The sequence below is a fragment of the Streptomyces sp. NPDC037410 genome (genome assembly GCF_055602235.1).
In genome coordinates this window covers 213,509-240,191 of the sequence record NZ_JBVJWR010000010.1, presented here as the reverse complement: position 1 = coordinate 240,191, position 26,683 = coordinate 213,509, and the positions used below count along the sequence as shown (strand labels likewise).

At 72.5% G+C, this 26,683-nt stretch carries 27 protein-coding genes; 18 read left to right on the top strand and 9 right to left on the bottom strand.

All coding sequences use genetic code 11. The annotated features are described in order from the left end of the window. Positions 1–42: 42 nt before the first annotated feature. Complete coding sequence (locus tag ACZ7HT_RS19310) at positions 43–1,029, bottom strand: DMT family transporter (protein ID WP_471167022.1); 987 nt, start codon at positions 1,027–1,029, stop codon at positions 43–45. On the opposite strand from ACZ7HT_RS19310, the gene ACZ7HT_RS19305 reads away from it, so the two are divergent. The 4 genes from ACZ7HT_RS19305 (at position 1,028) to ACZ7HT_RS19290 (ending at position 4,896) form a co-directional block, all read left to right on the top strand. Beyond that, a complete protein-coding gene (locus tag ACZ7HT_RS19305; protein WP_471167019.1) occupies positions 1,028–2,464 on the top strand; it encodes an aminotransferase-like domain-containing protein in 1,437 nt (478 codons plus the stop codon). The genes ACZ7HT_RS19310 and ACZ7HT_RS19305 overlap by 2 nt on opposite strands. Before the next feature lie 104 nt (positions 2,465–2,568). Further along, positions 2,569–3,021, top strand: a complete 453-nt coding sequence (locus ACZ7HT_RS19300; protein WP_471167017.1) for a GNAT family N-acetyltransferase — start codon at positions 2,569–2,571, stop codon at positions 3,019–3,021. A 69-nt stretch (positions 3,022–3,090) separates the two neighbouring features. Continuing rightward, positions 3,091–3,666 (top strand): histidine phosphatase family protein, encoded by a 576-nt coding sequence (locus ACZ7HT_RS19295; protein WP_471167130.1) that lies wholly within the window; start codon positions 3,091–3,093, stop codon positions 3,664–3,666. Positions 3,667–3,732: 66 nt separating this feature from the next. Then, the gene (locus ACZ7HT_RS19290; RefSeq protein ID WP_471167014.1) at positions 3,733–4,896 is read left to right on the top strand and encodes a methyltransferase; all 1,164 of its coding nucleotides are present in this window, start codon (positions 3,733–3,735) and stop codon (positions 4,894–4,896) included. Between the two features lie 99 nt (positions 4,897–4,995). On the opposite strand, the gene ACZ7HT_RS19285 is transcribed toward ACZ7HT_RS19290, so the two are convergent. After that, the gene (locus ACZ7HT_RS19285; RefSeq protein WP_471167011.1) at positions 4,996–5,835 is read right to left on the bottom strand and encodes a sigma factor-like helix-turn-helix DNA-binding protein; all 840 of its coding nucleotides are present in this window, start codon (positions 5,833–5,835) and stop codon (positions 4,996–4,998) included. A 128-nt stretch (positions 5,836–5,963) separates the two neighbouring features. Then, positions 5,964–7,418 carry an argininosuccinate synthase gene (argG, locus tag ACZ7HT_RS19280; protein ID WP_116161942.1) on the bottom strand — a complete coding sequence of 485 codons (1,455 nt, stop codon included), beginning with the start codon at positions 7,416–7,418 and terminating at the stop codon, positions 5,964–5,966. A gap of 341 nt (positions 7,419–7,759) precedes the next feature. Between argG and argC the strand changes: the two genes are divergently transcribed. The 5 genes from argC to ACZ7HT_RS19255 are packed head-to-tail and all read left to right on the top strand — an operon-like array spanning position 7,760 to position 12,572. Continuing rightward, complete coding sequence (gene argC, locus ACZ7HT_RS19275) at positions 7,760–8,788, top strand: N-acetyl-gamma-glutamyl-phosphate reductase (RefSeq protein ID WP_471167008.1); 1,029 nt, start codon at positions 7,760–7,762, stop codon at positions 8,786–8,788. Beyond that, positions 8,785–9,936 (top strand): bifunctional glutamate N-acetyltransferase/amino-acid acetyltransferase ArgJ, encoded by a 1,152-nt coding sequence (gene argJ / locus ACZ7HT_RS19270; protein ID WP_471167005.1) that lies wholly within the window; start codon positions 8,785–8,787, stop codon positions 9,934–9,936. Before argC ends, argJ begins: the two co-directional genes overlap by 4 nt. Next, positions 9,933–10,838, top strand: a complete 906-nt coding sequence (gene argB, locus ACZ7HT_RS19265; protein ID WP_391477521.1) for an acetylglutamate kinase — start codon at positions 9,933–9,935, stop codon at positions 10,836–10,838. The genes argJ and argB overlap by 4 nt, the downstream gene beginning before the upstream one ends. Next, complete coding sequence (locus tag ACZ7HT_RS19260) at positions 10,835–12,034, top strand: acetylornithine transaminase (RefSeq protein ID WP_471167001.1); 1,200 nt, start codon at positions 10,835–10,837, stop codon at positions 12,032–12,034. The genes argB and ACZ7HT_RS19260 overlap by 4 nt, the downstream gene beginning before the upstream one ends. 7 nt (positions 12,035–12,041) lie before the next feature. Beyond that, positions 12,042–12,572, top strand: coding sequence for an arginine repressor (locus tag ACZ7HT_RS19255; protein ID WP_030316147.1), 531 nt, complete (start codon positions 12,042–12,044; stop codon positions 12,570–12,572). A gap of 11 nt (positions 12,573–12,583) precedes the next feature. Here the strand turns inward: ACZ7HT_RS19255 and ACZ7HT_RS19250 are convergent, their stop codons facing one another. Genes ACZ7HT_RS19250 through ACZ7HT_RS19240 form a run of 3 tightly spaced genes read right to left on the bottom strand, consistent with a single transcriptional unit; the run spans position 12,584 to position 15,323 of the window. Continuing rightward, complete coding sequence (locus ACZ7HT_RS19250) at positions 12,584–13,273, bottom strand: L,D-transpeptidase family protein (RefSeq protein ID WP_471166997.1); 690 nt, start codon at positions 13,271–13,273, stop codon at positions 12,584–12,586. A 46-nt stretch (positions 13,274–13,319) separates the two neighbouring features. After that, the gene (locus ACZ7HT_RS19245) at positions 13,320–13,928 is read right to left on the bottom strand and encodes a pyridoxamine 5'-phosphate oxidase family protein (RefSeq protein ID WP_471166994.1); all 609 of its coding nucleotides are present in this window, start codon (positions 13,926–13,928) and stop codon (positions 13,320–13,322) included. A gap of 45 nt (positions 13,929–13,973) precedes the next feature. Continuing rightward, positions 13,974–15,323: a hypothetical protein gene (locus ACZ7HT_RS19240; RefSeq protein WP_471166991.1), complete on the bottom strand. Its 1,350-nt coding sequence runs from the start codon at positions 15,321–15,323 to the stop codon at positions 13,974–13,976. A gap of 147 nt (positions 15,324–15,470) precedes the next feature. On the opposite strand from ACZ7HT_RS19240, the gene argH reads away from it, so the two are divergent. The 3 genes from argH to ACZ7HT_RS19225 all read left to right on the top strand — a co-directional run bounded on the left by argH (position 15,471) and on the right by ACZ7HT_RS19225 (position 19,099). Then, a complete protein-coding gene (gene argH / locus ACZ7HT_RS19235) occupies positions 15,471–16,898 on the top strand; it encodes an argininosuccinate lyase (RefSeq protein WP_471166988.1) in 1,428 nt (475 codons plus the stop codon). A gap of 120 nt (positions 16,899–17,018) precedes the next feature. Further along, on the top strand, positions 17,019–17,570 hold the full coding sequence (locus tag ACZ7HT_RS19230) for a TetR/AcrR family transcriptional regulator (protein ID WP_382660211.1): 552 nt from the start codon (positions 17,019–17,021) through the stop codon (positions 17,568–17,570). Next, a complete protein-coding gene (locus ACZ7HT_RS19225; RefSeq protein WP_471166983.1) occupies positions 17,567–19,099 on the top strand; it encodes an MFS transporter in 1,533 nt (510 codons plus the stop codon). The genes ACZ7HT_RS19230 and ACZ7HT_RS19225 overlap by 4 nt, the downstream gene beginning before the upstream one ends. Positions 19,100–19,165: 66 nt before the next feature. On the opposite strand, the gene ACZ7HT_RS19220 is transcribed toward ACZ7HT_RS19225, so the two are convergent. Further along, entirely contained in the window at positions 19,166–19,840 is a 675-nt protein-coding gene (locus tag ACZ7HT_RS19220) for a lysophospholipid acyltransferase family protein (RefSeq protein WP_471166981.1), read from the bottom strand. A gap of 243 nt (positions 19,841–20,083) precedes the next feature. On the opposite strand from ACZ7HT_RS19220, the gene ACZ7HT_RS19215 reads away from it, so the two are divergent. The 3 genes from ACZ7HT_RS19215 to ACZ7HT_RS19205 all read left to right on the top strand — a co-directional run bounded on the left by ACZ7HT_RS19215 (position 20,084) and on the right by ACZ7HT_RS19205 (position 22,543). Then, positions 20,084–21,268, top strand: a complete 1,185-nt coding sequence (locus tag ACZ7HT_RS19215) for a glycerophosphodiester phosphodiesterase (protein ID WP_471166978.1) — start codon at positions 20,084–20,086, stop codon at positions 21,266–21,268. A gap of 108 nt (positions 21,269–21,376) precedes the next feature. Continuing rightward, positions 21,377–22,018, top strand: coding sequence for a sigma-70 RNA polymerase sigma factor region 4 domain-containing protein (locus tag ACZ7HT_RS19210; protein WP_471166976.1), 642 nt, complete (start codon positions 21,377–21,379; stop codon positions 22,016–22,018). Positions 22,019–22,054: 36 nt separating this feature from the next. Then, a complete protein-coding gene (locus tag ACZ7HT_RS19205) occupies positions 22,055–22,543 on the top strand; it encodes a GNAT family N-acetyltransferase (RefSeq protein WP_471166973.1) in 489 nt (162 codons plus the stop codon). Here ACZ7HT_RS19205 and ACZ7HT_RS19200 read toward each other — a convergent pair. Beyond that, on the bottom strand, positions 22,540–22,959 hold the full coding sequence (locus ACZ7HT_RS19200; RefSeq protein WP_471166971.1) for a hypothetical protein: 420 nt from the start codon (positions 22,957–22,959) through the stop codon (positions 22,540–22,542). The two genes, ACZ7HT_RS19205 and ACZ7HT_RS19200, sit on opposite strands and share 4 nt — an antisense overlap. Positions 22,960–22,961: 2 nt before the next feature. After that, complete coding sequence (locus ACZ7HT_RS19195; protein ID WP_471166968.1) at positions 22,962–23,324, bottom strand: hypothetical protein; 363 nt, start codon at positions 23,322–23,324, stop codon at positions 22,962–22,964. Positions 23,325–23,880: 556 nt separating this feature from the next. Here ACZ7HT_RS19195 and ACZ7HT_RS19190 point away from each other — a divergent pair. From ACZ7HT_RS19190 to ACZ7HT_RS19180, 3 genes are all read left to right on the top strand, one after another. Then, the gene (locus ACZ7HT_RS19190; protein ID WP_471166965.1) at positions 23,881–24,936 is read left to right on the top strand and encodes a methionine ABC transporter ATP-binding protein; all 1,056 of its coding nucleotides are present in this window, start codon (positions 23,881–23,883) and stop codon (positions 24,934–24,936) included. Beyond that, positions 24,933–25,601 carry a methionine ABC transporter permease gene (locus ACZ7HT_RS19185; RefSeq protein ID WP_471166962.1) on the top strand — a complete coding sequence of 223 codons (669 nt, stop codon included), beginning with the start codon at positions 24,933–24,935 and terminating at the stop codon, positions 25,599–25,601. Before ACZ7HT_RS19190 ends, ACZ7HT_RS19185 begins: the two co-directional genes overlap by 4 nt. A 92-nt stretch (positions 25,602–25,693) precedes the next feature. Then, on the top strand, positions 25,694–26,548 hold the full coding sequence (locus tag ACZ7HT_RS19180) for a MetQ/NlpA family ABC transporter substrate-binding protein (RefSeq protein ID WP_471166960.1): 855 nt from the start codon (positions 25,694–25,696) through the stop codon (positions 26,546–26,548). The last annotated feature ends 135 nt before the right edge of the window (positions 26,549–26,683 follow it).

The window sequence follows — 26,683 nt, the reverse complement described above, 5'->3', positions numbered from 1 at the left end:
CTCTGTCTGCCATTGTGACCCGTTCCGCCCGGATTCGTCGCGTCAGCTCTTCGCCCGCTGGGTGACCGCGATGCAGACCAGGACCGCCACCGCGGCGACCGGGGCGGCCGGCGGCAGGGTCTCGCCGAGCAGGAAGACCGACCAGAAGAGGGTGAGGAGCGGCTGGGCGAGCTGGAGCTGACTGGCCTTGGGGATGCCGATCGCGGCCATCCCGCGGTACCAGACGTACAGCCCGAAGAAGGTGGAGCCGGCGGCGACCCACACGAGGCCGATGACGCCGTGCGCGGTCAGACGCACCGGCTCGATCGACAGCGTCACGGCCGAGGCGACCGCCATCAGCGGAAGGCAGAGGACCAGGGCCCAGCCGATGACCTGCCAGCCCGGCATGAGCCTGGCGAGCCGGCCGCCCTCGGTGTATCCGGCCGCGCACACGAGCAGCGCCCCGAAGAGGTACAGGTCGCCCGTGGAGAAGGAGCCGCCGCTCTCCTTGAGCGTGAAGCCGAGCACCACCACGGCGCCGGAGGCGGCCGCGATCCAGAAGCTACGGGACGGCCGGCGGCCGGTCCGCAGGGCGGCGAGGGTCGCGGTGGTGAGCGGCAGGAGGCCCACGACCACGGCGGCGTGCGAGGTGGTGGAGGTCTGCAGGGCCAGGGTGGTCAGGAGCGGGAAGCCGATGACGACACCGCAGGCGACCACCGCGAGGCCCGCCCAGTGGCGGCGCTCGGGCAGCGGCACCCGGCCCGCGAGCAGGAAGGCGCCGGCGATGAGCGCGGCGAGGGTGGAGCGCACGGCCACCAGCGACCAGGGGCCGAAGCTCTCCAGGCCCCAGACGGTGGACGGGAAGGTGAGGGAGAAGGAGATCACGCCGAGTCCGGCGAGCAGGGTGCCGCGGGTCCGGGGGTCGGCGGCGGCGCGGGCGCCCGTGGTGCCGGCGGCCTCGGCGGCCTTGGCGGCGGACCCGATTCCGGGGGTTCCCGTAGCGGTGACCGCTATCGTGGTCCGGGTAGTAGCGCTATCCTGTGTTCTCATGCATGAGCGTAGCAGTGTCGCGGAACTGGCGAAATCCCTGAGAGCGGAACTGAACCGCTACTCTCCTGGCGGAAAGCTGCCATCGAGCCGGGCGCTCGTCGAGCGCTACCGCGTCTCCCCGGTCACCGTCACCCGGGCCCTCGCGCAGCTCGCCGCCGAAGGGCTCGTCGTCACCCGCCCCGGCGCCGGCGCCTTCCGCGCGGAACCCCGCACCCCCACCCCGGTCGTGGGCGACACCTCCTGGCAGGAGGTCGCCCTCAGCGCCGACAGCGCCACCGAACTCGTCCCCCGGGCCGTCGACGCCTCCGGCGTCCTCGTCACCCTCTCCGCGCCCCCGCCCGGCGTGATCGAGTTCAACGGCGGCTACCTGCACCCCTCCCTCCAGCCCGAGAGCGCCCTCGCCGCCGCCCTCGCCCGGGCCGGCCGCCGCCCCGGCGCCTGGGGCAGGCCCCCCACCGACGGCCTGCCCGAACTGCGCGAATGGTTCGCCCGCGAGATCGGCGGCAGCGTCACCGCGGCCGAGGTCCTCATCACCGCCGGCGGCCAGTCCGCGATCAGCACCGCCCTGCGCGCCCTCGCCCCGCCCGGCACCCCCGTCCTCGTCGAGTCGCCCACCTACCCGGGCATGCTCGCCGTCGCCCGCGCCGCCGGACTCCGCCCCGTCCCCGTGCCGACCGACGCCGACGGAGTGCGCCCCGAACTCCTCGAAGCCGCCTTCCGCGCCACCGGCGCCCGCGTCTTCGTCTGCCAGCCGCTCTTCCAGAACCCGACCGGGACCGTGCTGCGCCCCGAACGCGGCCGGGAGGTCGTCCGTATCGCCCGCGCCGCCGGGGCCTTCGTCGTCGAGGACGACTTCGCCCGCCGCCTCGTCCACGAGGACGCGGGTCCGCTCCCCGCACCGCTCGCCGCCGAGGACCCCGACGGAGTCGTCGTCCACGTCCGCTCGCTCACCAAGATCACCTCGGCGAGCCTCCGCGTCGGCGCCCTCGCCGCCCGGGGACCCGTCCTGGAACGGCTGCGCGCCATCCAGGTCGTCGACAGCTTCTTCGTCCCCCGGCCCCTCCAGGAGGCCGCGCTCGAACTCGTCGGCTCCCCGGCCTGGCCCCGCCACCTCCGCGCCGTCGCCCAGGAGCTCAGGAACCGCCGCGAGCTCATGACCGGCGCCCTCGCCCACCACCTCCCCGAACTCGCCCTCCCGCACATCCCCTCCGGCGGCTACCAGCTCTGGCTGCGCCTCCCCGACACCCTCCCCGAGGCCTCCCTCCTCGCCGCCGGCCTGCGCGCCGGGGTCACCGCCGCCCCCGGCCGCCCCTACTTCTGCGCCGAACCCCCCGCCGGCCACATCCGGCTGAGTTTCGCGGGTGTCGCGGGCCCGACGGAGATCGCCGAGGGCGTACGCCGCCTGCGGACGGCGGTGGACGAGCTCACCGGCTGACCCCGGGGGGCGTGCCGCGCCGGAACCCCGCACGGCACGCCCCCGTCCCTGGCCCGGGGCAAATTCACCTGACAAGCCCGTCGGCCCCCTGGAAGCCTTCGCCCATGAGCGACAGCGCCACCACCGGCACCCCCGTCATGCACGGGGCGTACGAGATCTCAGCCGACCCCGCCCGGATCGACGCCGCCCGCGTCCACCACTGGCTCTCCACCGACGCCTACTGGGCCCTCGGCCGACCTCGCGCACAGCAGGACAGCGCCATCGCGGGCTCGCTGAACCTCGGCGCCTACCACCGCGAGACCGGCGAGATGAGCGCCTACGCACGCGTCGTCACCGACTACGCCACCTTCGCCTGGCTCTGCGACGTCTACGTCGACCGACCGGCCCGCGGCACCGGCCTCGGCACCGCGCTCGTCACCGCCGTCCGCGACCACCTCGCCCCGTACGGACTGCGCCGCATCATGCTCGCCACCGCCGACGCGCACGGCGTGTACGAGAAGGTGGGTTTCACGCCACTTCAGAATCCGGACAAGTGGATGGCTCTCGGGCAGCAGTGAGCCCGGCCCCCTCCGGTCCCTCCGAATGACCCCTTGACCAGCGGCGCCACCGGCCTCACGATCGCGGCCATGGGTCTTCGGGTGACGCTCGTCACGGCGGCACGCAGCTCCTCCCTGCTCGCCGAACGCTTCGACGACGACCGGCCACTGGACGAGGCCGGCTGGTACGAGGTGCAGCAGGCCGCGCCCGCCCTCATCCCGCTCGGCGCGGCCGAACTGCGCTACTGCTCCCCGACCCCGCGCAGCCGCGCCACCGGCACCGCCCTCGGCTACGCGCCGCTCGCCCAGCCCGCGCTCCGCGACTGCGACATGGGCCGCTGGCGCGGACTGACCCTCGCCGAGGTCGCCGCCCTCGAACCGGCCGCCGTCGACGCCTGGCTCACCGACGCCCGCTCGGCCCCGCACGGCGGCGAACCGCTCCTCGCCTTCATCACCCGCATAGGGAACTGGCTCGACACCCGCCCCGCCGAGGACGGCTCCATCGTCGCCGTCGCCGAACCCTCCGTCGTCCGGGCCGCCCTCGTGTACGCCCTCAAGGCACCACCCGCCACCTACTGGAACGTGGACGTCCGCCCCCTCTCCACCGTCACCCTCACCGGCCGCCCAGGCCTCTGGCACCTCCACCTCGACACCGCCCCGCACTGACACCGGGCCCCCGCCCCGCCCCGACGGCGGGAACCGGCGGTCCGGACCGGCTAGCCTGAGAGCACGATGAACCGTTTGAGCACGTCATGGGGCGCCTTCACGCTGACCCGCTTCCCCGAGGACCCGCGCGAGCAGCTGCGCGCCTGGGACGCGTCCGACGAGTACCTCCTCGGGCACCTCGCCGAGGCCGGGACCGACCTCTCCGGCGCCGTCGCCGTCCTCGGCGACCGCTGGGGAGCCCTCGTCACCGCGCTGCAGGCCGCCGGACCCCGCGAACTCGTCCAGATCACCGACTCGTACCTCGGCGAGCAGGCGACCCGGGCCAACCTCGCACGCGCCGGAGCCGCCCCGGACGCCGTCCGGCTGCTCACCACCCAGGACCCGCCGCCCGAGCGGATCGACGTCCTCCTCGTCCGGGTCCCCAAGAGCCTCGCGCTCCTGGAGGACCAGCTGCACCGGCTCGCACCCGCCGTGCACGAGGGCACGGTGATCGTCGGCGCCGGCATGGTCAAGGACATCCACACCTCCACGCTCAAGCTCTTCGAGCGGATCCTCGGCCCCACCCGCACCTCGCTCGCGGTGAAGAAGGCCCGGCTCATCTTCACCACCCCCGACCCGGCCGCCACCCCCGGGCCGAACCCGTGGCCGTACCGCTACGGCCTCCCCGCGGACACCCCCGCGCCCGGCCTGCCCGGACTGACCGTCACCAACCACGCCGGGGTCTTCTGCGCCGACCGCCTCGACATCGGCACCCGCTTCTTCCTCGCGAACCTGCCCGGCGGGCTCGGCCGGGCCCGGGTCGCCGACCTGGGCTGCGGCAACGGCGTGGTCGGCCTCGCCATCGCCCTCCACGAACCCGAGGCGGAACTGGTCTTCGCCGACGAGTCGTACCCGGCGGTCGCCTCGGCCGAGGAGAACTTCCGCGCCCACCTCGGCGCGGACCGCAAGGCCGAGTTCCTCGTCGGCGACGGGCTCACCGAGCTCGCCGCCGGTTCCGTGGACCTCGTCCTCAACAACCCGCCGTTCCACAGCCACCAGGCCACCACCGACCGCACCGCCCGCCGGATGTTCGCGGACGCGCGGCGCGCGCTGCGGCCCGGCGGTGAGCTGTGGGTCATCGGCAACCGGCACCTCGGCTATCACGTGACGCTCCGCCGGATCTTCGGCAACAGCGAACTCGTCGCGAGCGACCGGAAGTTCGTCGTCCTGCGCGCGGTGCGCGGGGACTAGTCCCGCCGACCGGTCCCGCCGACCGGCTCTGCGGACCCGTCCGGGTGACGGGTCCGGTCGACCGGTTCTGCAGACCCGTTCACCGGGGTTCCCCGTGCCTCAGCTGTCGGGAAAGGCCAGGTCGAGCGCGCGCACCCGGTCCTCGCCGAGGGTCAGGGACACGGTGACGATCCGGTCCCGGCGGAGCGTGGCCGCGACCGCCGAGACGGGCCGGCCGGCGGCGAACCCGACCGCGCCGACGGCCCCGTCGACCAGCGCGGCCCGTGACACGTCCGCGCACCGCGCGAAGGCCGCGGCCGCCTCGGCGACAGCCGCGACCCCGTGCACCGGGCCGCCCTCGGAGTACGCGACGACGTCCGGGTCGAGGACGGCCACCAGCGCGCGGGCGTCACGCGCGCGTGCGGCCGCCAGGAACCGGTCCACCACCGCGCGCTGCCGCCCCCGCTCGCCCTCGGTACGGGCCGCCCCGCCACCCCGGATCCGTTCCCGGGCCCGCCGGGCGAGCCGCGCGGCCGCATCGGCGGAGCAGCCGATGATCCGCGCGGTCTCGTGCGCGGGCAGCCCGAACAGATCGTGCAGGACATAGGCGAGCCGCTCCTCGTCCCCGAGCCTCTCCAGCATCACGAGCGACATCAGCCACAGGGAGTCGACCCCGTCCGGGAGAGACCCCGAGGACCGGCCGGCCCCCTCAGGTCCGCCGCGCCACCGCGCCTCCGTTTCCCGTCCCTGGAGGCCCCGTACGCACGCCTGCCCCACGGCCGCCGTCAGCCAGGCCCGTACCGTCGCGCCGTCGTCCCGTCCGAGGCCCGCCCGCGCGGCCGCGAGCGCCTCCTCGGCCTCCTCCGGCGACCCCGTGATCCGCAGGGCGACGGCCCGCAGCTGTTCCTCGTGGGCGTCGAACCGCCCGGTCAGGGCGGTCAGAAACGTGTCGTCGTGCATGGCGTCCCACTCCTCTTCGGTTCCCTCACCGCGTTGACGTGAGGACCCGCCGGGATGTGACAGCGCCAGGGGAGACGGAAAAGGCCGGTCCGACACGAAGGTGTCGAACCGGCCTCTCAGGCGGGGCGTCAGTCCGTGCCGAACTCCATCGCGGCCCGGTCCAGCATCTCCTCGTCCTCGGAGACCTCGCCGCGGGAGGCGATGGCCTCGGCGCCGCCCTCGGGCAGCTGCGGCATGGTGCCGATCAGCCCGGTCGCGGCCGCCTGGGCGGCACCGATGGTGGGGCTGCCGGTGCCGATCAGGCCGAGGCCCGCATACTGCTCCAGCTTGGCGCGGGAGTCGGCGATGTCGAGGTTGCGCATGGTGAGCTGGCCGATCCGGTCCACCGGGCCGAAGGCCGAGTCCTCGGTGCGCTCCATGGACAGCTTGTCCGGGTGGTAGCTGAACGCCGGGCCCGTCGTGTCGAGGATCGAGTAGTCCTCGCCGCGCCGCAGTCGCAGCGTCACCTCGCCGGTGATGGCGGCGCCGACCCAGCGCTGGAGCGACTCGCGGACCATGAGGGCCTGCGGGTCCAGCCACCGGCCCTCGTACATGAGCCGGCCGAGGCGGCGGCCCTCGTTGTGGTACTGGGCGAGGGTGTCCTCGTTGTGGATCGCGTTGACCAGGCGCTCGTACGCGGCGTGCAGCAGCGCCATGCCGGGGGCCTCGTAGATCCCGCGGCTCTTGGCCTCGATGATCCGGTTCTCGATCTGGTCGGACATGCCCATGCCGTGGCGGCCGCCGATGGCGTTGGCCTCCATGACCAGGTCGACGGCGGAGTGGAACTCCTTGCCGTTGATCGACACCGGGCGGCCCTGCTCGAAGCCGATGGTGACGTCCTCGGTGGCGATCTCGACCGACGGGTCCCAGAACTTCACGCCCATGATCGGGTCGACGGTCTCGACACCCGTGTCCAGGTGCTCCAGCGTCTTCGCCTCGTGCGTGGCGCCCCAGATGTTGGCGTCGGTGGAGTACGCCTTCTCGGTGCTGTCCCGGTAGGGGAGGTCGTGGGCGACCAGCCACTCCGACATCTCCTTGCGGCCGCCGAGCTCGGTGACGAAGTCCGCGTCCAGCCAGGGCTTGTAGATCCGCAGGTGTGGGTTGGCGAGCAGGCCGTAGCGGTAGAACCGCTCGATGTCGTTGCCCTTGAAGGTCGAGCCGTCGCCCCAGATCTGGACGTTGTCCTCGAGCATCGCCCGGACGAGGAGGGTGCCGGTGACGGCACGGCCGAGCGGGGTGGTGTTGAAGTAGGCGCGGCCGCCCGAGCGGATGTGGAACGCGCCGCAGGTGAGCGCGGCCAGGCCTTCCTCGACCAGCGCGGCACGGCAGTCGACCAGGCGCGCGATCTCGGCACCGTAGGTCTTCGCGCGGCCGGGCACCGAGGCGATGTCGGGCTCGTCGTACTGGCCGATGTCGGCGGTGTAGGTGCAGGGGATGGCGCCCTTGTCGCGCATCCATGCGACGGCGACGGACGTGTCGAGGCCGCCGGAGAAGGCGATGCCGACGCGCTCGCCGGCGGGCAGGGAGGTGAGGACCTTGGACATGGGAAGAGTATGCATCAACTCGCATGGTCATGCAAAGGGTGGGTTTCGCGACCGGTTCCTGGCCGCCCGGAGTGCGGGAATGCCCGCCCGGTCCGGCGGTGCCCTCGTGCGCCTGACGGGGCGCGGCCGCCGAGCCCACGTTCGGATCCTGTGGCACGTCCGTCGACAGGGCCACCGGAAGCCGCCGATCGGGGGATGTCGGGCCGTGCCGTGGCGGGCGACCGGTTTGGAACGGATGTACACCGGAGGTGTGGGCCGGCGCGCCCGGCGCGTAGAGCGCGACGTCGTTGCATAAAAGTTCGGCGACACGTATAGTCATGCCATCCATGAGGAGGGTTTCGATGACGGTACGAGTAGCAGTGGCGGGTGCGAGCGGATACGCGGGTGGGGAGCTCCTGCGTCTCCTCATCGCCCACCCCCACGTGGAGATCGGGACGCTGACCGGCCACTCCAACGCCGGACAGCGACTCGGGGCCCTCCAGCCCCACCTGCTCCCGCTCGCCGACCGCGTCCTCGCGCCCACCACCGCCGAGGAGCTCGCCGGACACGACGTGGTCTTCCTCGCGCTGCCGCACGGCCAGTCCGCCGCCGTCGCCGAGCAGCTCGGGCCCGACGTGCTCGTCGTCGACATGGGCGCCGACTTCCGCCTCAAGGACCCGGCCGACTGGGAGACGTACTACGGCTCCCCGCACGCCGGGACCTGGCCCTACGGCCTCCCCGAACTGCCGGGTGCCCGCGCCGCCCTGGAGGGGTCCAAGCGCGTCGCGGTCCCCGGCTGCTACCCCACCGCCGTCTCGCTCGCCCTCTTCCCGGCGTACGCGGCCGGTCTCGCCGAGCCCGAGGCCGTGATCGTCGCCGCCTCCGGCACCTCCGGTGCCGGCAAGGCCCTCAAGCCGCACCTGCTCGGCAGCGAGGTCATGGGCAGCATGTCCCCGTACGGCGTCGGCGGCGGCCACCGCCACACGCCCGAGATGATCCAGAACCTCAGCGGACCGGCGGGGGAGCGGGTCACCGTCTCCTTCACGCCCACCCTGGCCCCGATGCCCCGCGGCATCCTCGCCACCTGCACGGCCGCCGCGAAGCCCGGCGTCACCGCCGAGTCCGTACGCACCGCCTACGAGAAGGCCTACGCGGACGAGCCCTTCGTCCACCTGCTGCCCGAGGGCCAGTGGCCGGCGACGTCGTCCGTCTACGGTTCCAACGCCGTTCAGGTGCAGGTCGCGTACGACGCCAACGCGAACCGGATCATCGCCATCAGCGCCATCGACAACCTCACCAAGGGCACCGCCGGCGGCGCGGTGCAGAGCATGAACATCGCCCTCGGGCTGCCCGAGGACACCGGACTCTCCACGATTGGAGTCGCTCCATGAGCGTCACCGCAGCGAAGGGATTCACGGCCGCGGGCATCGCGGCCGGGATCAAGTCGAACGGCAACCCGGACCTGGCCCTCGTGGTCAACACCGGGCCCCGCCGCGCCGCCGCGGGAGTCTTCACCTCCAACCGCGTCAAGGCCGCCCCGGTCCTCTGGTCCCAGCAGGTCCTCGCCGACGGCGAGCTGACCGCCGTCGTCCTCAACTCCGGCGGCGCCAACGCCTGCACCGGCCCCAAGGGCTTCCAGGACACCCACGCCACCGCCGAGAAGGTCGCCGCCGTCCTCGGAGTCGGCGCCGGCGAGGTCGCCGTCGCCTCCACCGGCCTCATCGGCGTCCTGCTCCCCATGGACAAGCTGCTCCCCGGCGTCGAGACGGCCGCCGCCGAACTCTCCGAGCACGGCGGCGAGAAGGCCGCCATCGCCATCAAGACCACCGACACCGTCCACAAGACCGCGGTCGTCACCCAGGACGGCTGGACCGTCGGCGGCATGGCCAAGGGCGCCGGCATGCTCGCCCCCGGCCTCGCCACCATGCTCGTCGTCCTCACCACCGACGCCGACGTCGACGCCAAGGGCCTCGACGCCGCCCTGCGCACCGCCACCCGGCTCACCTTCGACCGGGTCGACTCCGACGGCTGCATGTCCACGAACGACACCGTCCTCCTCCTCGCCTCCGGCGCCGCCGGAGTCACCCCCGGGCAGGACGAGTTCGCCGAGGCCGTACGGACCGTCTGCGACGACCTCGCCCGCCAGCTCATCGGCGACGCCGAGGGCGCCAGCAAGGACATCCGCATCGAGGTGATCAACGCCGCGACCGAGGACGACGCCGTCGAGGTGGGCCGCTCCATCGCCCGCAACAACCTCCTCAAGTGCGCCATCCACGGCGAGGACCCCAACTGGGGCCGGGTGCTCTCCGCCATCGGCACCACGTCCGCCGCCTTCGAGCCCGACGAGCTGAACGTCGCCATCAACGGCGTCTGGGTCTGCAAGAACGGCTCCGTCGGCGAGGACCGCGACCTGGTCGACATGCGCTACCGGGAGGTCGTCATCACCGCCGACCTGGCCGCCGGCACCGAGTCCGCCGTCATCTGGGCGAACGACCTCACCGCCGACTACGTCCACGAGAACAGCGCGTACTCGTCATGAGCAACACCGCGCGGAAGCACACCGCCCTCCCGAAGGCGCAGATCCTCATCGAGGCCCTGCCCTGGCTGACTCGCCACCACGGCAAGACCGTCGTCATCAAGTTCGGCGGCAACGCCATGATCGACGAGGACCTCAAGGCCGCCTTCGCCCAGGACGTCGTCTTCCTGCGGCACGCCGGCCTCAAGCCGGTCGTGGTGCACGGCGGCGGCCCGCAGATCAATCGCGCCCTCGACCAGGCCGGCCTGGTCAGCGAGTTCAAGGCCGGCCTGCGGGTCACCACCCCCGAGGCCATGGACGTCGTACGGATGGTGCTCGCCGGCCAGGTCCAGCGCGAGCTCGTCGGACTGCTCAACCAGCACGGCCCCTTCGCCGTCGGCATGACCGGCGAGGACGCCCGCACCATCACCGCCACCAAGCACCAGCCGGTCATCGACGGCGAGCGGGTCGACATCGGCCGGGTCGGCGAGATCACCGCCATCGAGACCGGAGCCATCGAGGCGCTCCTGGAGGACGGCCGGATCCCGGTCATCTCCTCCATCGCCCGCTCCCAGGACGACGGACACGTCTACAACGTCAATGCTGATACGGCGGCTGCGGCACTCGCTGCGGCGCTGGGTGCCGAGACCCTGATGGTCCTGACCGACGTCGAGGGCCTCTACGAGGACTGGCCCAACAGCGACGAGGTCATCAGCAGGCTCACCGCGACCCAGCTGGAGAAGCTCCTGCCCGACCTCTCCAGCGGCATGGTCCCCAAGATGGAGGGCTGCCTGCACGCCGTACGCAACGGGGTCACCACGGCCCGCGTCATCGACGGCCGCGTCCAGCACTCCATCCTGCTGGAGATCTTCACCGACGAGGGCATCGGCACGATGGTCGTGCCGGACGGACAGGGGGACCGATGACCGGCAACACCGAGCTGACCCAGCGGTGGCAGGGCTCGCTCATGAACAACTACGGCACCCCCCGGCTGCCGCTCGTCCGCGGCGAGGGCGCCAAGGTCTGGGACGCCGACGGCAAGGAGTACCTCGACTTCGTCGGCGGCATCGCCGTCAACGCCCTCGGCCACGCCCACCCGGCGGTCGTCGACGCCGTGTCCAAGCAGATCGCGTCCCTCGGCCACGTCTCCAACCTCTTCGTCGCCGAACCGCCCGTCGCCCTCGCCGAGCGGCTCCTGAGCCTCTTCGGCCGGCCCGGCAAGGTCTTCTTCTGCAACTCGGGCGCCGAGGCCAACGAGGCCGCGTTCAAGATCGGCCGGCTCACCGGCCGCTCCCACATGGTCGCCACCGACGGCGGCTTCCACGGCCGCACCATGGGCTCGCTGGCGCTCACCGGCCAGCCCGGCAAGCAGACCCCGTTCCTGCCGCTCCCCGGCGACGTCACCCACGTTCCGTACGGGGACGTGGAGGCGCTGCGGGCCGCGGTCACCGAGGACACCGCCTTCGTCATCATCGAGCCCATCCAGGGCGAGAACGGCGTCGTCGTCCCGCCCGCCGGCTACCTGAAGGCCGCCCGCGAGATCACCCGCGCCACCGGCACCCTGCTCGTCCTCGACGAGGTGCAGACCGGCATCGGCCGCTGCGGCCACTGGTTCGAGCACCAGGCCCACGAGGGCGTCGAGCCGGACGTCGTGACCCTCGCCAAGGGCCTCGGCGGCGGCCTCCCGCTCGGCGCGACCGTCGCCTTCGGCGAGGCCGCGGAGCTCTTCACGCCCGGCCACCACGGCACCACCTTCGGCGGCAACCCGGTCGCCTGCGCCGCCGGACTCGCCGTCCTGGACACCCTCGCCGCCGACGCCGCCCTCGACCACGTGAAGTCGGTGGGGGAGCGGCTGCGCCAGGGAATCGAGGGTCTGGGGCACCCGCTGGTCTCCCACGTCCGTGGTGCCGGCCTCCTGCTGGGTATCGTGCTCACCGGGCCCCTCGCACCCCAGGTGCAGCAGGCGGCCCAGGACGCCGGCCTCCTGGTGAACGCGCCCGCCCCCGACGTCGTACGGATCATGCCTCCGCTGGTCCTCACCGACGCCGAGGCGGACGCCTTCCTCCAGGCGCTGCCCGGGGTCCTGGACGAGGCGAACGGGCAAGGACGAACCGGAGAATGAGACGACGATGACCGACGCGCAGGAGAACGAGCACGGAGGGCCGTCCGTTCCGCAGACCCGCACCGCACGCCACCGCAGGATCGTCGACATCCTCAACCGGCAGCCGGTGCGGTCGCAGAGCCAGCTCGCCAAGCTCCTCGCGGACGACGGACTGAGCGTCACCCAGGCGACGCTCAGCCGCGACCTCGACGAGCTCGGCGCGGTGAAGATCCGCAACACGGGCGGCGAGCTGATCTACGCGGTGCCCAGCGAGGGCGGCTTCCGCACCCCGCAGGCGCCGCTCGGCGAGTCCGCCAAGGAGGAGCGCATGCGCCGCCTCTCCGGCGAACTGCTGATCTCCGCCGAGGCCTCCGCCAACCTGGTGGTGCTGCGGACCCCGCCGGGCGCCGCCCAGTTCCTCGCGTCGGCCATCGACCAGGCCGAACTCCACGCCATCCTCGGCACCATCGCGGGTGACGACACCCTGCTCCTCATCAGCCGCGACCCGGCCGGCGGGCAGGCCCTCGCCGACCACCTGCTGAAGCTGGCCCAGAAGTAGCCCCTTCGGGCTCAGTAGCGCGTGATCGCCGTCGGACCGCCCCGCGTTCCGACGGCGATGTGCGGTCGGCGCAGGGGATCCGCCCAGGCGAGGACGGCGCGCATCGCGTCGGCCGGCACCGAGACGCAGCCGGCCGTCGCGCCGTGCCCGTTGACGTGCAGGAAGATCCCGGCCCCGCGCCCGCGCACCGGACGCTCGTAGTTGAAGCCGATGACGAGCGCGTACGCGTACTGCGTGCCGTACGAGGCGAGATGCTCGGCCTCGGCGGCCCGGCAGTCCCGGGGCAGCCCCTCGACCCAGCGGTTGTACGCGCGGGAGGCGTTGTCCTGGCACCACCAGGACCGCTCGGTCACCCGGGCGTACGGGAAGCGGGTCCCGGCGGGCCTCGCCCGCACCCCGAAGGCGTACGGCAGCCGGTAGAGCCCGGTGGGCGTGGTGTTCGTGCCCTGCCGGCGCCCGGAGCCCTCGGTGAGCCCGCTCGCCCCGAACCGGGCGGGCGCGGATCCCGCGACGACCCACCGCCCGCCCTTCCGGTCCCACCAGGTCAGCGTCCCCGTGGTGGCGCCCGGGTCCGCGGCCTCGGCGGTGATCAGCTGGGAGCCCCCGCCCGTGTCGGCCATCCGCTCGGGCAGCGGTACGGGGGCGGGCGCGGCGCCCAGGCAGGAGAGCAGGGCGGCGCCGAGGACGAGGAGGGTGCGCATGCCGCGACGCTAGGACCGCTCACGCGTCCCCGCCCGTCGTACGGGGCTATTCGGCGGGCAGCGGGGGCAGCGGGGGCAGCGGGAGAGGCAGCGCGGGCAGTCCGTCGAGGCTGGTCGCCAGGAGGTCCTTGCTCGCGCAGTAGTCGCTGAACTCCTGGTCCGTCTTCCGGTTGAAGTACTCGGCGTGCAGCGTCCGGTCCTCCCGGTACTCCATCAGCGGGACGGCGAACCCGCACGCGTCGCTGATCCGCCGCGCGTGCACGACGACGATCGCCCGCGCACTGCCCTGCCCCTCGACGGCCTCGGCCGGGAACCGCGCGAACAGCTCGCCCCACCGCGGATCGTCCCGCAGCACGGCCTCCCCGGTCCCGTGCACCCGTACGACGGTCGGCGGCCCGGAGAAGGCGGTCCACATCAGGGTGATCCGCCCGTTCCCCGGCTCCCGCAGATGCGCGATCGTCTCGGCGCCGCTGCCGCCGAAGTCGACGTAGGCGAGGGTCAGTTCGTCGAGCACGACGAGCGTGCCCTTGCGGCCCTTGGGGGAGAGGTTGACGTGCCCGTCGCCGGCGAGCGGCGCGGTCGCGGTGAAGAAGACCGGCTGGTCCTCGATGAAGGCCCGGAGTCGTCCGTCGATACGCTCATACGTTTTTGCCATGGCCTGATTCTCTCCCGCGAGGGTGCCGGGCCACCGGTCCGGGGGTCAGCTCCGCAGCAACGCCCAGGAGTTGGCGCGCAGCTTCGGCTCGGCGTCGTCGATCAGCGTCCAGGCGATCTCCCGCAGCTCCGGACCGCCGTGCGCCACGAGCAGCCGGAACGCCCCCACGCGCACGTGCCGGGGGTGTTCGGTCCCGAGCCGGGCCGACAGCTCCGCCCTCGGCATCCGGTCGGTCCACGGTACGAGGGCGGTCACCGCCTCCCGTACGACTCCGGGCGCCGGGTCGTCGAGCAGCGGCACCAGGCGCGCCCAGTCCGTCGCGTCCAGTACGCGCAGCCCGGCCACGGCGTGGGCGCGCACACCCGGGTGCGGGTGCTCCGTGAGACCCCACAGCAGGGCGGCGTCCTCGCGGGCGCCGCACTCGGCGAGCCCGAGGGGCGCGGCCGGGGGCACCGACTCTCCGCCGCACAGGGCCCGGTAGAGCGGGGCGGCCTCGATGCCGTACTGCCGCAGCACGTACCGCGCGCACGCCCGCACCAGTCCCGACCGGTCCGCGAGGAACGCCTCGGCCTCCCCGGGGCGCCCGGCCCGGCGCAGTGCCGTCACGCCCGCCGCGCGTACCCGGGAGTGCCGGGAGCGCAGCAGCGGGAGGAGCACCTCGCCCCCGGTCTCCGGACCCACCGCGGCGATCGCGCCGTCCGCGCAGATGTCCTGGATCACCACGTCGGGGTCGGTGGCGGCGGCCTCGGCGAACCGCTGGGCGGAGAGGTGCCGCCGCTGGACCGCGATCCGGTGCGCCAGGCGGCGGGTCGCCCGGTCGTCGCGGACGAGGACGGTGTCGAGGACGGGCGCCGGGCCCTCCTGGAGCACGGCTTCCAGCAGGGTGCGGGCGGCCTCCCCGTGCAGGCGCGCGGCGACGCGCAGGACGACGGGCGCCAGGACGGCGACCGCGTCGGGTCCGGCGCCGGGGAGCGCGTCCCGCAGCAGGTCGCGGGCCACCTCGCGCACCGGCGGCGCCCAGTCGGCGCAGCGGATGGCGACGAGGGGCAGCAGCGGCCGGAGGTCCGGTGCGGGAAGACCGGCCGCGCGCCGCAGGGCCGCCTCGCGTATCCGGCCGTCGGGGTGGCACAGCGCGACGGCGAGTCCGGTCCCGTCGGGTTCGCGGCGCGAGCGGCGCGAGAGGTCGAAGGTGGGCAGCGGTGCGTCCCACGACCAGTGGAAGCGGCGGCCGGTCGCCCAGGATTGGTCCGGCAGAACGGACGGGCGGGTGCGGGCGAGCTCCCGTACGGCGAGGTCGAGACCCGTCCAGGCGGAGGCGTCCGACGTGTCGATCGCCGAGGTGATCGGTGTGCCCCGGGCCAGTCGGGTGGCTCCTGCGGTGTGGGTGTCGTCCATGGGCGGAGCGTAGGGACAGGGTGTACGGGGATGCCCCTGATTTTCCGGCCTACGGACCGTGATTGACAAAACATGCAGCGGTCCGCATAGTTATGCCTATCAACGTCGACCTCGCGTCATCCGCCCACGTTCGATCGAGGAGCAGCAGTGAGCAGCAACAACGGTGACGTCCGGCTCTGGGGCGGACGGTTCGCCGACGGCCCCGCCGAGGCCCTGGCGAAGCTCTCCGCTTCGGTGCACTTCGACTGGCGCCTCGCGCCGTACGACATCGCCGGCTCCCGGGCCCACGCGCGCGTGCTGCACAAGGCCGGCCTGCTCACCGAGGACGAGCTGACCCGCATGATCGCCGGGCTCGACCAGCTGGAGGCGGACGTCGCCGACGGCTCCTTCGTCGGCACCATCGCCGACGAGGACGTCCACACCGCCCTGGAGCGGGGCCTCCTGGAGCGCCTCGGCGCCGAGCTCGGCGGCAAGCTGCGCGCCGGCCGGTCCCGGAACGACCAGGTCGCCACCCTCTTCCGGATGTACCTGCGCGACCACGCGCGGATCATCGGCGGGCTCGTCGCCGACCTCCAGGACGCCCTCGTCGGCCTCGCCGAGGCCCACCCGGACGTCGCCATGCCCGGTCGTACGCACCTCCAGCACGCCCAGCCGGTGCTCTTCGCCCACCATGTGCTCGCCCACGCCCAGTCCCTCTCGCGGGACGCCGAGCGGCTGCGGCAGTGGGACGTCCGGACGGCCGTCTCGCCGTACGGCTCCGGCGCCCTCGCGGGTTCCTCGCTCGGGCTCGACCCGGAGGCGGTGGCGAAGGACCTCGGCTTCGAGCGGGGCTCGGTCGGCAACTCGATCGACGGCACGGCGTCGCGTGACTTCGTCGCCGAGTTCGCCTTCATCACCGCGATGATCGGCGTGAACCTCTCGCGGATCGCCGAGGAGATCATCATCTGGAACACGAAGGAGTTCTCCTTCGTGACCCTCCACGACGCCTTCTCCACCGGCTCGTCGATCATGCCGCAGAAGAAGAACCCCGACATCGCCGAGCTCGCCCGCGGCAAGTCCGGACGCCTCATCGGCAACCTCTCCGGCCTGATGGCCACCCTCAAGGCCCTCCCGCTCGCCTACAACCGGGACCTCCAGGAGGACAAGGAGCCGGTCTTCGACTCCTGCGACCAGCTGGAGATCCTGCTGCCCGCCTTCACCGGCATGATGGCCACCCTCACGGTCAACCGCGACCGCATGGAGGAACTGGCCCCGGCCGGCTTCTCCCTCGCGACCGACATCGCCGAGTGGCTGGTCAAGCAGGGCGTCCCGTTCCGGGTGGCGCACGAGGTGGCCGGCGAGTGCGTGAAGGTCGCCGAGTCCGAGGGCAAGGAGCTGGACGGGCTGACGGACGAGCAGTTCGCCAAGATCTCCGAGCACCTCACCCCCGAGGTCCGCACCGTCCTCAACGTCCCCGGCGCCCTCGCCTCCCGCAACGGCCGCGGCGGCACCGCCCCCTCGGCGGTCGCCACCCAGCTCGTCGAGGTGAAGGCGGACCTGGTGATCCAGCACGCCTGGGCCGAGGCCAAGAAGTAGCTCCCCTGCGCGACCCGCGGCGCCGCCGTCCTCCCTCCCGGAGGACGGCGGCGCCGTGTTTCCGTATGCACCCGCGTCCCGAGTGAGACATCAATGTCTCACTCGGTGTATGGTTGTCTCATGTCAGTCGATCGCACCCAGGTGCTCCGTGCCGCCGCCGCCCTGCTCACCCGGAAGGCGACCGCCACCATGGACGAGGTCGCGCGGGCCGCCGGGATCGGGCGGGCGACACTGCACCGGCACTTCGCCGGGCGCGACGCCCTGGTGCGGGCCCTTGAGGAGCTCGGGCTGCAGGAGCTGGAGGCGGCCCACGACCGGGCCCGCACCGAGGAAGGCCCCGCCGACGAGGCCGTACGGCGGCTCGTCGCCGAGGTCGAGCCCGTCGCCCCCCTGCTCTCGTTCCTCGTCACCGAGAACCAGCTCTTCGAGGGCGACCAGCAGAACGAGGGCTGGGCCCGCCTCGACGCCCGGGTCTCCGCGCTCTTCCGGCGCGGACAGGAACAGGGTGTCTTCCGCATCGACCTGACCCCCGCCTGGCTCACCGAGGCCTTCTACGGGCTCATCGGTTCCGGCGCCTGGGCCGTGCAGGACGGCCGGGTCGCCGCCAAGGACTTCCAGTACATGATCGCCGAGCTGCTGCTCGGCGGAGCGCGCAGGAGCGTGGAGAAGTGACCACCAGCACCGTCAAGACCGAGAGCCATATCGAGGGCGTGCGCCGCCCCGGCCGGTGGCTCGCCCTCTCCGTGCTCGTCCTGGCCGTCCTCCTCGTGGCGGTCGACGCCACGGTGCTCGGCCTCGCCACCCCCTTCCTCTCCGAGGACCTCAAGCCCTCCGGCACCCAGCTCCTCTGGATCGGCGACGTCTACTCCTTCGTCATCGCCGGACTCCTCGTCTCCATGGGCAGCCTCGGCGACCGCATCGGCCGCAAGAAGCTCCTGCTGATCGGTGCCACCGCCTTCGGCGCCGTCTCGGTCCTGAACGCCTACGCGACCAGCCCCGAGATGATGATCGTCGCCCGCGCCCTCCTCGGCGTCGCCGGTGCGACCCTGATGCCGTCGACCCTGGCCCTCATCCGCAACCTCTTCCACGACCCGCGCGAGCGCAGCCTCGCCATCGGCATCTGGGGCGCCATGGCCTCGGCCGGCGCCGCCGTCGGCCCAGTCGTCGGCGGATTCCTCCTGGAGCACTTCTGGTGGGGCTCGGTCTTCCTCATCAACCTGCCCGTCATGGCCGTCCTCGTCCTCGTCGGCGCCAAGCTGATCCCCGAGTCGAAGAACCCCAACCCCGGCCCCTGGGACCTCCCCAGCGTCGCCCTCTCCCTCGTCGGCGTCATCGGCGTCGTCTACGCCGTCAAGGAACTGGCCTCCCACGGCCCGAGCCTCGACGCGGGCGCCGGAGCCCTCATCGGCGCCGCCGCCCTGACCTGGTTCGTCCGCCGGCAGCTGACCCTGCCCGCGCCGCTCCTGGACATGCACCTCTTCCGCCACCGCGGCTTCTCCGGTGCCGTCCTCGCCGACCTGCTGACCATCCTCGGCCTCTCCGGCCTGGTGTTCTTCCTGTCCCAGTTCTTCCAGCTGGTCCAGGGCCGCCAGCCCTTGGAGGCCGGACTCGCCGAACTCCCGGCCGCGATCGGGGCCGTGACGGCCGGTCTGGCCGCCGGTGTCGTGGCCCGCCGCTTCTCCGTACGGTCCGTGGTGGCCGGCGGCCTCGCCGCGGTCGGCCTCGCCCTCGCCGTCCTGACGACGCTCGACCAGCACACCGGCTACCCGCTGCTCGGCGCGAGCCTCCTCGTCGTCGGCGTGGGCGCGGGCTTCTCCTTCACCGTGACCGCCGACGTGATCCTCTCCAGCGTCCCGAAGGAGCAGGCCGGAGCCGCCTCCGCCGTCTCCGAGACCGCGTACGAACTGGGCGCCGCGCTCGGCATCGCCATCCTCGGCTCCATCGTGACCGGCGTCTACCAGGGCTTCACGACCCCGGCCGGCGTCCCCTCGGGCATCGCGTCGGCCGCCCACGAGTCGCTCGGCGGCGCGGTGGAGGCCTCCGGCGGCCTCGCCCCCGAGACGGCGACCGCCCTGGTCGCCTCCGCCCAGGAGGCCTTCGTCGACGGCCTGCGGATCGCGTCCGGCGTCGGCGCGGCGGTCCTCCTGGCGACGGCCGTCGCCGCCTGGTTCCTCCTCAGGGGCCAGAAGCTGGAGAAGTAGCCGGCGGGAAAAAGCCGGGGGCGGCGTCCCGTCCAGGACGCCGCCCCCGTCGATGCCGCTCCGCGGCTACGCCGCTTCCTTCGCCTTCGTGGCGTACATGTCCACGTACTCCTGGCCCGACAGGCGCATCACCTCGGCCATCACCGAGTCCGTCACCGCCCGCAGGACGTACCGGTCGCGGTCCATCCCGTCGTACCGCGAGAACTCCATCGCCTCGCCGAAGCGGACCGTCACCCGGCCCGGGCGCGGGAAGCCCGACCCGCCCGGCTGGATCTTGTCGGTGCCGATCATCGCGAACGGCACCACCGGCGCCCCGGTCATCAGCGTCAGCCGCGCGATGCCCGTCCGGCCCCGGTACAGCCGGCCGTCGGGGGAGCGGGTGCCCTCCGGGTAGATCGAGAAGATCTTGCCCTCCTCGAGGACACGCCGGCCCGTCATCAGCGCCGCCACACCGCCGCGGCCGCCGTCCCGGTCCACCGGGATCATGCCGACACTGGTGAAGAACCAGGCCATCGCCCGGCCCTTGACGCCCTTGCCCGTCACGTACTCGTCCTTGCCGATGAAGTAGACCGGACGGTCCAGGCAGATCGGCATGATCATCGAGTCGATGAAGGTCAGGTGGTTGCCCGCGAGGATCACGGGACCCGTCCCGGGGATGTTCTCGACGCCCTCCACGCGGGGGCGGAACATCAGGCGCATGACCGGCCCGAGCACTGCCTTGATGATCGCGAGACGGGACAACGGTTCCTCCGGTGGGAAGCGGGTCGGTCGGGCCCGTCGGGACGACGGCTGAGGCTGGCGACGATACTCGCGGGTCACCCTCACGCGCACATCGGGTTCACCGAGTGGATACGCAGTGTTGACGCGTGTTTCCGCCATGTTCCGCGCAGGTCTGCCGCCCGTAGGGCCCGACTGCCTAGCGTCGGGGACAACAGTTGACAGGTGCGGGACATCACACCGCGGGCTCACACAGGAGGATCCCTCATGACCCAGGGCGAACGCCGGACCCCGGCACGGCGGACGGTTCTCGGAGCGGCGGGCGCCACCGTCCTCGGCGCCTCCACGGCCCTCGCCGCCGGCACCGGCACCGCGCGGGCCGCCGCGGCGGACCTGGGTACGGAGCGCACGCCCGGCCGAGGCCACGGCTACCGCTCCCTCCCCGTCCCCCTCGTCATCGGCCACCGCGGTGCCGCCGGCTACCGTCCCGAGCACACCCTCGGCTCCTACCGGCACGCCCTCGACCTCGGCGCCGACGTCGTCGAGCAGGACCTCGTCCCCACCCGGGACGGACACCTGGTCTGCCGCCACGAGAACGACATCACCGCCACCACCGACGTCGCCGACCACCCCGAGTTCGCGTCCCGGAAGACCACCAAGACCGTCGACGGCACCGCGCTCACCGGCTGGTTCACCGAGGACTTCACGCTCGCCGAGCTCAAGACGCTGCGGGCCAAGGAGCGCATCCCCGCCACCCGCCAGGAGAACACCCTCTACGACGGCCGCTGGACCGTCCCCACCTTCGAGGAGGTCCTGATCTGGGCCGAGGAGGAGGGCCGCCGCCGGGGCCGCGAGATCTGGCTCCACGTCGAGACCAAGCACCCCAGCTACTTCCGCTCCCTCGGCCTCGGCCTCGAGGAGCGGCTCGCGAAGCTCCTGCGCCGGTACGGACGCCACCGCGCCAACTCCCCGGTCTTCCTCCAGTCCTTCGAGCCCAGCAGCATCCAGCGCCTGGCGAAGCTGGTGGACGCCCCCGGCGTCGTCCTGCTCTCCGGCGCGAGCAGCCGCCCCTGGGACTTCGTCGAGGCCGGGGACCCGCGCACGGTCGCCGACCTGGTCACGCCCGAGGGCCTGCGCTGGATCGCCTCGTACGCCAAGGGCATCGGCCCCACGCTCGACCTGGTCATCCCGAAGGACGCGAGCGGCCGGCTCGGCGACCCGACCACCCTGGTCCGCGACGCGCACGCCGAGGGACTGATCCTCCACCCGTACACGCACCGCAACGAGAACACCTTCCTGCCCGCGGACTTCCGCAAGGGCACGGACCCGACGGCGTACGGCGACGCCTTCGGCGCCCTCAAGCGCTACCTGGGGACGGGGATCGACGGCATCTTCTCCGACAACCCGGACACCGCCCGGCTCGCGGCCGAGGACCTCACCGCCCGCGGCTGACCCCCACGTGATCCGAAGGAGGGGGCCGTACGGCTCGTACGACCCCCTCCCGGGTGGTTTACGCCCCGCACCGCAACCACGGCCGAGCGCCCCGGCATCGTGCCGGTCATGACCACCCCCAAGACCCTCCCCGCCGCGGACGCCCAGGCCGAGACCAGCAGCCCGGAAGCCGCGCGAGCCCAGGCCGAGCCCCTCGGCCCGGAAGCCGCGCGAGCCCAGGCACCCGGCCTCCTCGCCGCCCTCGCCCCGCTGCTCTCCGCCGAGTCCGACGCCGAGGCGCCCGCCGCAGGCGTCGACCCCGGAGACCTCGAACAGGCCGTCTGGCTCCGCCTCCTGGAGCAGCTCCAGGAGACCGGCACCGCACCCGAGCGGCCCGCCGAATGGCTGCGCCGCGCCGTCCGCGCGGAGGCGCGCCGCGCCCGCAGGACCCACGACCGGGAACGCCCCTACCGGGACGAACCCGTCCAAGAACCGGGCGGCGCCGTGCCCGAGGGCTCCCCCGAACACTCCCTGCTGGTCGCCGAGGGCCGCCGCACCCTGCGCGCCGCCGTCACCAGGACACCCGGCCGCTGCCCGAAGGTGCTGACCGCGATGCTCGACCCGGAGGACCCCACCTACCGGGAAATCGCAGGAGAGTTGGGTATCTCACAGGGCAGCCTGGGGCCGATGCGTTCCCGATGCCTGGGATGCCTGCGCAGAATGCTGGCTGCAGAGGTTCCCGCCCCCGGTCGACGGGGAAGGGTGCGGTAAACCGATGATCGACAGATGAGCGGGAGGCGTGCACACATGGGCCTGAGTGTGACCATCTCAGCGGCGGACGCGCAGGACGCGGAGCACATCCTGAAGCTGCAGTACCTCTGCTACCAGAGCGAGGCGGAGCTCTACGGGGACTGGTCCATCGAGCCGCTCACCCAGTCGCTCGACGCCCTGCGCGCCGAACTGGCCGAGGGATACGGGCTCGTGGCCCGGCTCGGCGACGAGGTCGTCGCCTCCGTGCGGGCCCGCCTCGACGAGGACGGCACCGTGCGGATCGCCAAGCTGATCGTCCACCCGCGCATGCAGCGCCACGGCCTCGGCAGCCGCCTCCTCGACGGCATCGAGCGCCACTTCGCGGCGGAAGCCGAGGAGTCGGCCCCGGCCAAGCGCTTCCAGCTCTTCACCGGCCACCGCAGCGAGGGCAATCTGCGCCTCTACCGCAGCAAGGGGTACGCGCAGGTCTCCACCCGTGAGCTCGGCCCGAAGCTCACCCTGGTGACCCTGGAGAAGGCCGCCTAGGCGGTCCTGGACCTCCGCAGCCACCAGATGCCGCTCAGCGGCAGCAGCACCGGGATGAAGACGTAGCCGTAGCCGAAGTCGGACCAGACCGTGGCGTCCGGGAAGGCGGACGGCTCGACCAGCGTCCAGGTCCCCACGATCAGCACGCCCGCGAGCTCGGCGGCGCAGCACACCAGCGCCGCCCTGCGGGCCTTCTCCCCGCCGCGTACCAGCGTGTACGTGATGAACACGTAGACGACGGCCGCCACCGCCGACAGGCCGTACGCCAGCGGCGCGCGGTCGAACTCACTGGCGATCTGGTAGATCGAGCGCGACACCGCGCCGACGGACATCACGCCGTACAGCCAGACGAGCAGCATGCCCGGGCCGGTGACGAGCCGGGTCTTTCCCTGGGTCTCGGTCTCGGTCGCGGTCATGGTCAGCCCACCGTCCAGATGTCGTAGAGACGCACTTCGAGCACGGCCAGGACGACCGCGCCGGCCGCCACCGTCGCCGAACCCCACCGGCTGCGCTCCGCGAGCGACATGAAGCCGGCGATGGGCACCGCGCACAGCGCGCCGAGCAGATAGGCGACGAAGATCGTCGTGCCCTCCTCGGCCTTCTCGCCGCGCGCCAGCCGCACGATGCCGACGATCAGCTGGACCAGGACCAGGAAGGTCACCACGGCCATGCCGATGAAGTGCCAGTCCTTGGTCGGCTGGTCCCGGAAGGCGGCGAAGCCGCACCAGGCGGCGAGGGCGAGCGCGGCCACGGAGACCGCGACCGTCAGGGCGTCAAGCATGCGCCCGAGGGTATTACGGCCCGAACCACCCGATGCGCCCGCCCCCGGCCCGCCGGGCCCCGCCGACCGCGTGGCCTGCGCCACATCCCGTACCCGATCACCCTCCCCGGCGCGGCCGCGTGCAGGGCCCTTCCCTCCAGGCCACGCACGGGAAGGCGCGCCGACGGCCCGGACGGGACGCGTCCGCATGCCGTCTCATCCGCGTCCGCTATTCGGACACCCCGCTTCCCTTCGCAGCTGCGCATGTTTTACTTGCAGACATGACCACGACGAGCAGCCGCACCCTTGCGACCGAGGCGAACACGACGCCCGGTGCTCGTTGTACGTGTCGAATGTGCGCCATCTGAGGGCCCCCGCCGAGCCTCGCGCCCCGAAGCGAGACCCCGACGGCCGAGCCGATCCGCCCGCCAACCGGCGCCGGACCGTGCCCGCCCCGCGCACCGCTGCCCCCGGCCACCAGTCGGCCGACAGCCCCCCGTGCGCCTGACTGTCCGAATGACGAATGCCCGTGCACGACGGACCCCGCGTCGCGCACTCGACAGTGACGGAAACCCCTGTGATCACCACTTCGGGCCTGACCAAGGTCTATGAGTCGCGCGGCCGGCAGGTCACCGCTCTGGACGGCGTCGACCTCCACGTCCGCGAGGGCGAGGTGTTCGGCGTCATCGGCCAGAGCGGCGCCGGCAAGTCCTCGCTCATCCGCTGCGTCAACCTCCTGGAGCGCCCCACCTCCGGCACCGTGACCGTCGACGGCGTCGACCTCACCGCCCTCGCCGGAAAGGGCCGCCGCGCCGGGAAGGACCTGCGCCGGGCGCGCAGCAGCATCGGCATGGTCTTCCAGCACTTCAACCTGCTGTCCTCCCGCACGGTCAAGGACAACATCGAGCTCCCCCTGGAGATCCTCGGCGTCTCCGGCGCCGAGCGCTCCCGCCGCGCCCTCGAACTCCTCGACCTGGTCGGCCTCGCCGACAAGGCGAAGTCCTACCCGGGCCAGCTCTCCGGCGGCCAGAAGCAGCGCGTCGGCATCGCCCGCGCCCTCGCCGGCAACCCCAAGGTCCTGCTCTCCGACGAGGCCACCAGCGCCCTCGACCCGGAGACCACCCGCTCCATCCTCCAGCTCCTGCGCGACCTCAACCGGCAGCTCGGCCTCACCGTCCTGCTCATCACGCACGAGATGGACGTCGTCAAGACGATCTGCGACTCCGCCGCCCTGATGCAGAAGGGCCGCGTCGTCGAGTCCGGCACCGTCGGCGAACTGCTCGCCACCCCCGGCTCCCAGCTGGCGGCCGAGCTGTTCCCGGTCAGCGGCGCCGCCACGGGCCCCGACCGCACCGTCGTCGACGTCACGTTCCACGGCGAGGCCGCGACCCAGCCGGTCATCTCCCAGCTCTCCCGCACGTACAACATCGACATCTCGATCCTCGGGGCGGCGATGGACACCGTCGGCGGCAAGCAGATCGGCCGGATGCGGATCGAACTGCCCGGACGGTACGAGGAGAACGTCGTCCCGGTCGGCTTCCTGCGCGAGCAGGGCCTCCAGGTCGAACTCGTGGAGGACGACGTGCTCGTCGAGGACATCGCCCACGTGCTGGTCAAGGAAGGTGCCAAGTGACCTGGTCGGAGATGCAGCCCCTGCTCGAACAGGGCACCGTCGACACCCTCTACATGGTCCTGTGGGCCACCGTCGTCACCATCGTCGGCGGACTGCCGCTCGGCATCCTCCTCGTCCTCACGGACAAGGGCGGACTGCTGCAGAACCGGCCCGTCAACAAGGTCGTCGGTGCGATCGTGAACGTCGGCCGTTCCCTGCCGTTCATCATCCTGCTGATCGCCCTGATCCCCTTCACCAGCTTCGTCGTCGGCACCTTCATCGGCCCGACCGCGATGATCGTGCCGCTCGCCATCGGCGCCATCCCCTTCTTCGCGCGCCTCGTCGAGACGGCGATCCGCGAGGTCGACCACGGACTCGTCGAAGCCGTCCAGGCCATGGGCGGCGGCATCCCCACCATCGTCCGCAAGGTGCTGCTCCCGCAGGCCCTGCCCTCGCTGGTCTCGGCCGTCACCACCACCGTGATCGTGCTCATCGGGTACTCCGCGATGGCCGGCGCGGTCGGCGGCGAAGGCCTCGGCTCCAAGGCCGTCACGTACGGATACCAGCGCTTCGACACGACGTTCATGCTGGTCACCGTCGTCGTCCTGGTCCTCATCGTGACCGTCGTCCAGCTCATCGGCGACGGAGCCGTCCGACTCCTCGCCCGCCGGGGCCGCACCGCGTAACGCCCCCCGGCCACCCCAGACTTCGATTGTCGAAGAACAGCCCGGACTTGTTGTCCAGGCGTCCACCGCTCCACCTGAAAGAGGCACTCTTCGTGCGCAAGAACATCAAGCTCACCGCCGGTATCGCCGCCACCGCCGCCCTGGCTCTCGGCCTCACCGCCTGCGGCACCTCCTCGGACCCGTCCTCCTCCAAGGACGCGGCCGGCGCCGCCGACAAGCCCCTCGTCGTCGCCGCGTCCCCGACGCCGCACGCCGAGATCCTGAAGTTCGTCCAGGACAACCTGGCCGCGAAGGCCGGCCTGAAGCTGGAGGTGAAGGAGTTCACGGACTACGTCCTGCCGAACACCGCCACCGAGACCGGCCAGGTCGACGCCAACTTCTTCCAGCACAAGCCGTACCTCGACGACTTCAACAAGAAGAACGGCACCCACATCGTCCCGGTGGCCGACGTCCACCTGGAGCCCCTGGGCCTCTACTCCAAGAACCTCAAGTCGGTGAAGGACATCAAGGCGGGCCAGACCATCGCCGTCCCGAACGACACCACCAACGAGGGCCGCGCGCTCCACCTCCTCGCCGACAACGGCCTCATCACCCTCAAGGGCGGTGTCGGCACCGACGCCAAGCTGTCCGACATCACCGACAAGAAGGGCCTGGAGTTCAAGGAGCTGGAGGCCGCCACCGTGCCCCGCGCCCTGAACGACGTGGACGCCGCCGTCATCAACGGCAACTACGCCATCGAGGCCAAGCTCTCCCCGACGAAGGACGCCCTCGCCCTGGAGAAGGCCCAGGGCAACCCGTACGCCAACATCCTCACCGTCAAGGCGGGCAACGAGAAGGACGCCCGCGTGCAGAAGCTCGTCAAGCTCCTGCACTCGCCCGAGGTGAAGAAGTTCATCGAGGACACCTACAAGGGCTCGGTCATCCCCGCCTTCGACGTCGCCAAGTAAGGCCCGGAGAGCAGGAACCACGTCCGAGGGACCGTCAGACCGGTTCCCCCGTACAGTCCTTGAGCAGAAGGCCCCCCGCACCCCGTCCGGTGCGCGGGGCCTTCGCCACACCCCCACCCGACACCCGACCCGGCC

Coding starts and splice junctions, on each gene's coding strand:
- ACZ7HT_RS19200 (WP_471166971.1), bottom strand. CDS start 22,959: ATGACCGCGACCGAGACCGAGACCCAGGGAAAGACCCGGCTCGTCACC.
- argJ (WP_471167005.1), top strand. CDS start 8,785: ATGAGCGTCACCGCAGCGAAGGGATTCACGGCCGCGGGCATCGCGGCC.
- ACZ7HT_RS19260 (WP_471167001.1), top strand. CDS start 10,835: ATGACCGGCAACACCGAGCTGACCCAGCGGTGGCAGGGCTCGCTCATG.
- argB (WP_391477521.1), top strand. CDS start 9,933: ATGAGCAACACCGCGCGGAAGCACACCGCCCTCCCGAAGGCGCAGATC.
- ACZ7HT_RS19300 (WP_471167017.1), top strand. CDS start 2,569: ATGAGCGACAGCGCCACCACCGGCACCCCCGTCATGCACGGGGCGTAC.
- ACZ7HT_RS19230 (WP_382660211.1), top strand. CDS start 17,019: ATGTCAGTCGATCGCACCCAGGTGCTCCGTGCCGCCGCCGCCCTGCTC.
- ACZ7HT_RS19215 (WP_471166978.1), top strand. CDS start 20,084: ATGACCCAGGGCGAACGCCGGACCCCGGCACGGCGGACGGTTCTCGGA.
- ACZ7HT_RS19290 (WP_471167014.1), top strand. CDS start 3,733: ATGAACCGTTTGAGCACGTCATGGGGCGCCTTCACGCTGACCCGCTTC.
- argC (WP_471167008.1), top strand. CDS start 7,760: ATGACGGTACGAGTAGCAGTGGCGGGTGCGAGCGGATACGCGGGTGGG.
- ACZ7HT_RS19295 (WP_471167130.1), top strand. CDS start 3,091: ATGGGTCTTCGGGTGACGCTCGTCACGGCGGCACGCAGCTCCTCCCTG.
- ACZ7HT_RS19310 (WP_471167022.1), bottom strand. CDS start 1,029: ATGAGAACACAGGATAGCGCTACTACCCGGACCACGATAGCGGTCACC.
- argG (WP_116161942.1), bottom strand. CDS start 7,418: ATGTCCAAGGTCCTCACCTCCCTGCCCGCCGGCGAGCGCGTCGGCATC.
- ACZ7HT_RS19305 (WP_471167019.1), top strand. CDS start 1,028: ATGCATGAGCGTAGCAGTGTCGCGGAACTGGCGAAATCCCTGAGAGCG.
- ACZ7HT_RS19250 (WP_471166997.1), bottom strand. CDS start 13,273: ATGCGCACCCTCCTCGTCCTCGGCGCCGCCCTGCTCTCCTGCCTGGGC.
- ACZ7HT_RS19205 (WP_471166973.1), top strand. CDS start 22,055: ATGGGCCTGAGTGTGACCATCTCAGCGGCGGACGCGCAGGACGCGGAG.
- ACZ7HT_RS19255 (WP_030316147.1), top strand. CDS start 12,042: ATGACCGACGCGCAGGAGAACGAGCACGGAGGGCCGTCCGTTCCGCAG.
- ACZ7HT_RS19195 (WP_471166968.1), bottom strand. CDS start 23,324: ATGCTTGACGCCCTGACGGTCGCGGTCTCCGTGGCCGCGCTCGCCCTC.
- ACZ7HT_RS19210 (WP_471166976.1), top strand. CDS start 21,377: ATGACCACCCCCAAGACCCTCCCCGCCGCGGACGCCCAGGCCGAGACC.
- ACZ7HT_RS19240 (WP_471166991.1), bottom strand. CDS start 15,323: ATGGACGACACCCACACCGCAGGAGCCACCCGACTGGCCCGGGGCACA.
- ACZ7HT_RS19245 (WP_471166994.1), bottom strand. CDS start 13,928: ATGGCAAAAACGTATGAGCGTATCGACGGACGACTCCGGGCCTTCATC.
- ACZ7HT_RS19285 (WP_471167011.1), bottom strand. CDS start 5,835: ATGCACGACGACACGTTTCTGACCGCCCTGACCGGGCGGTTCGACGCC.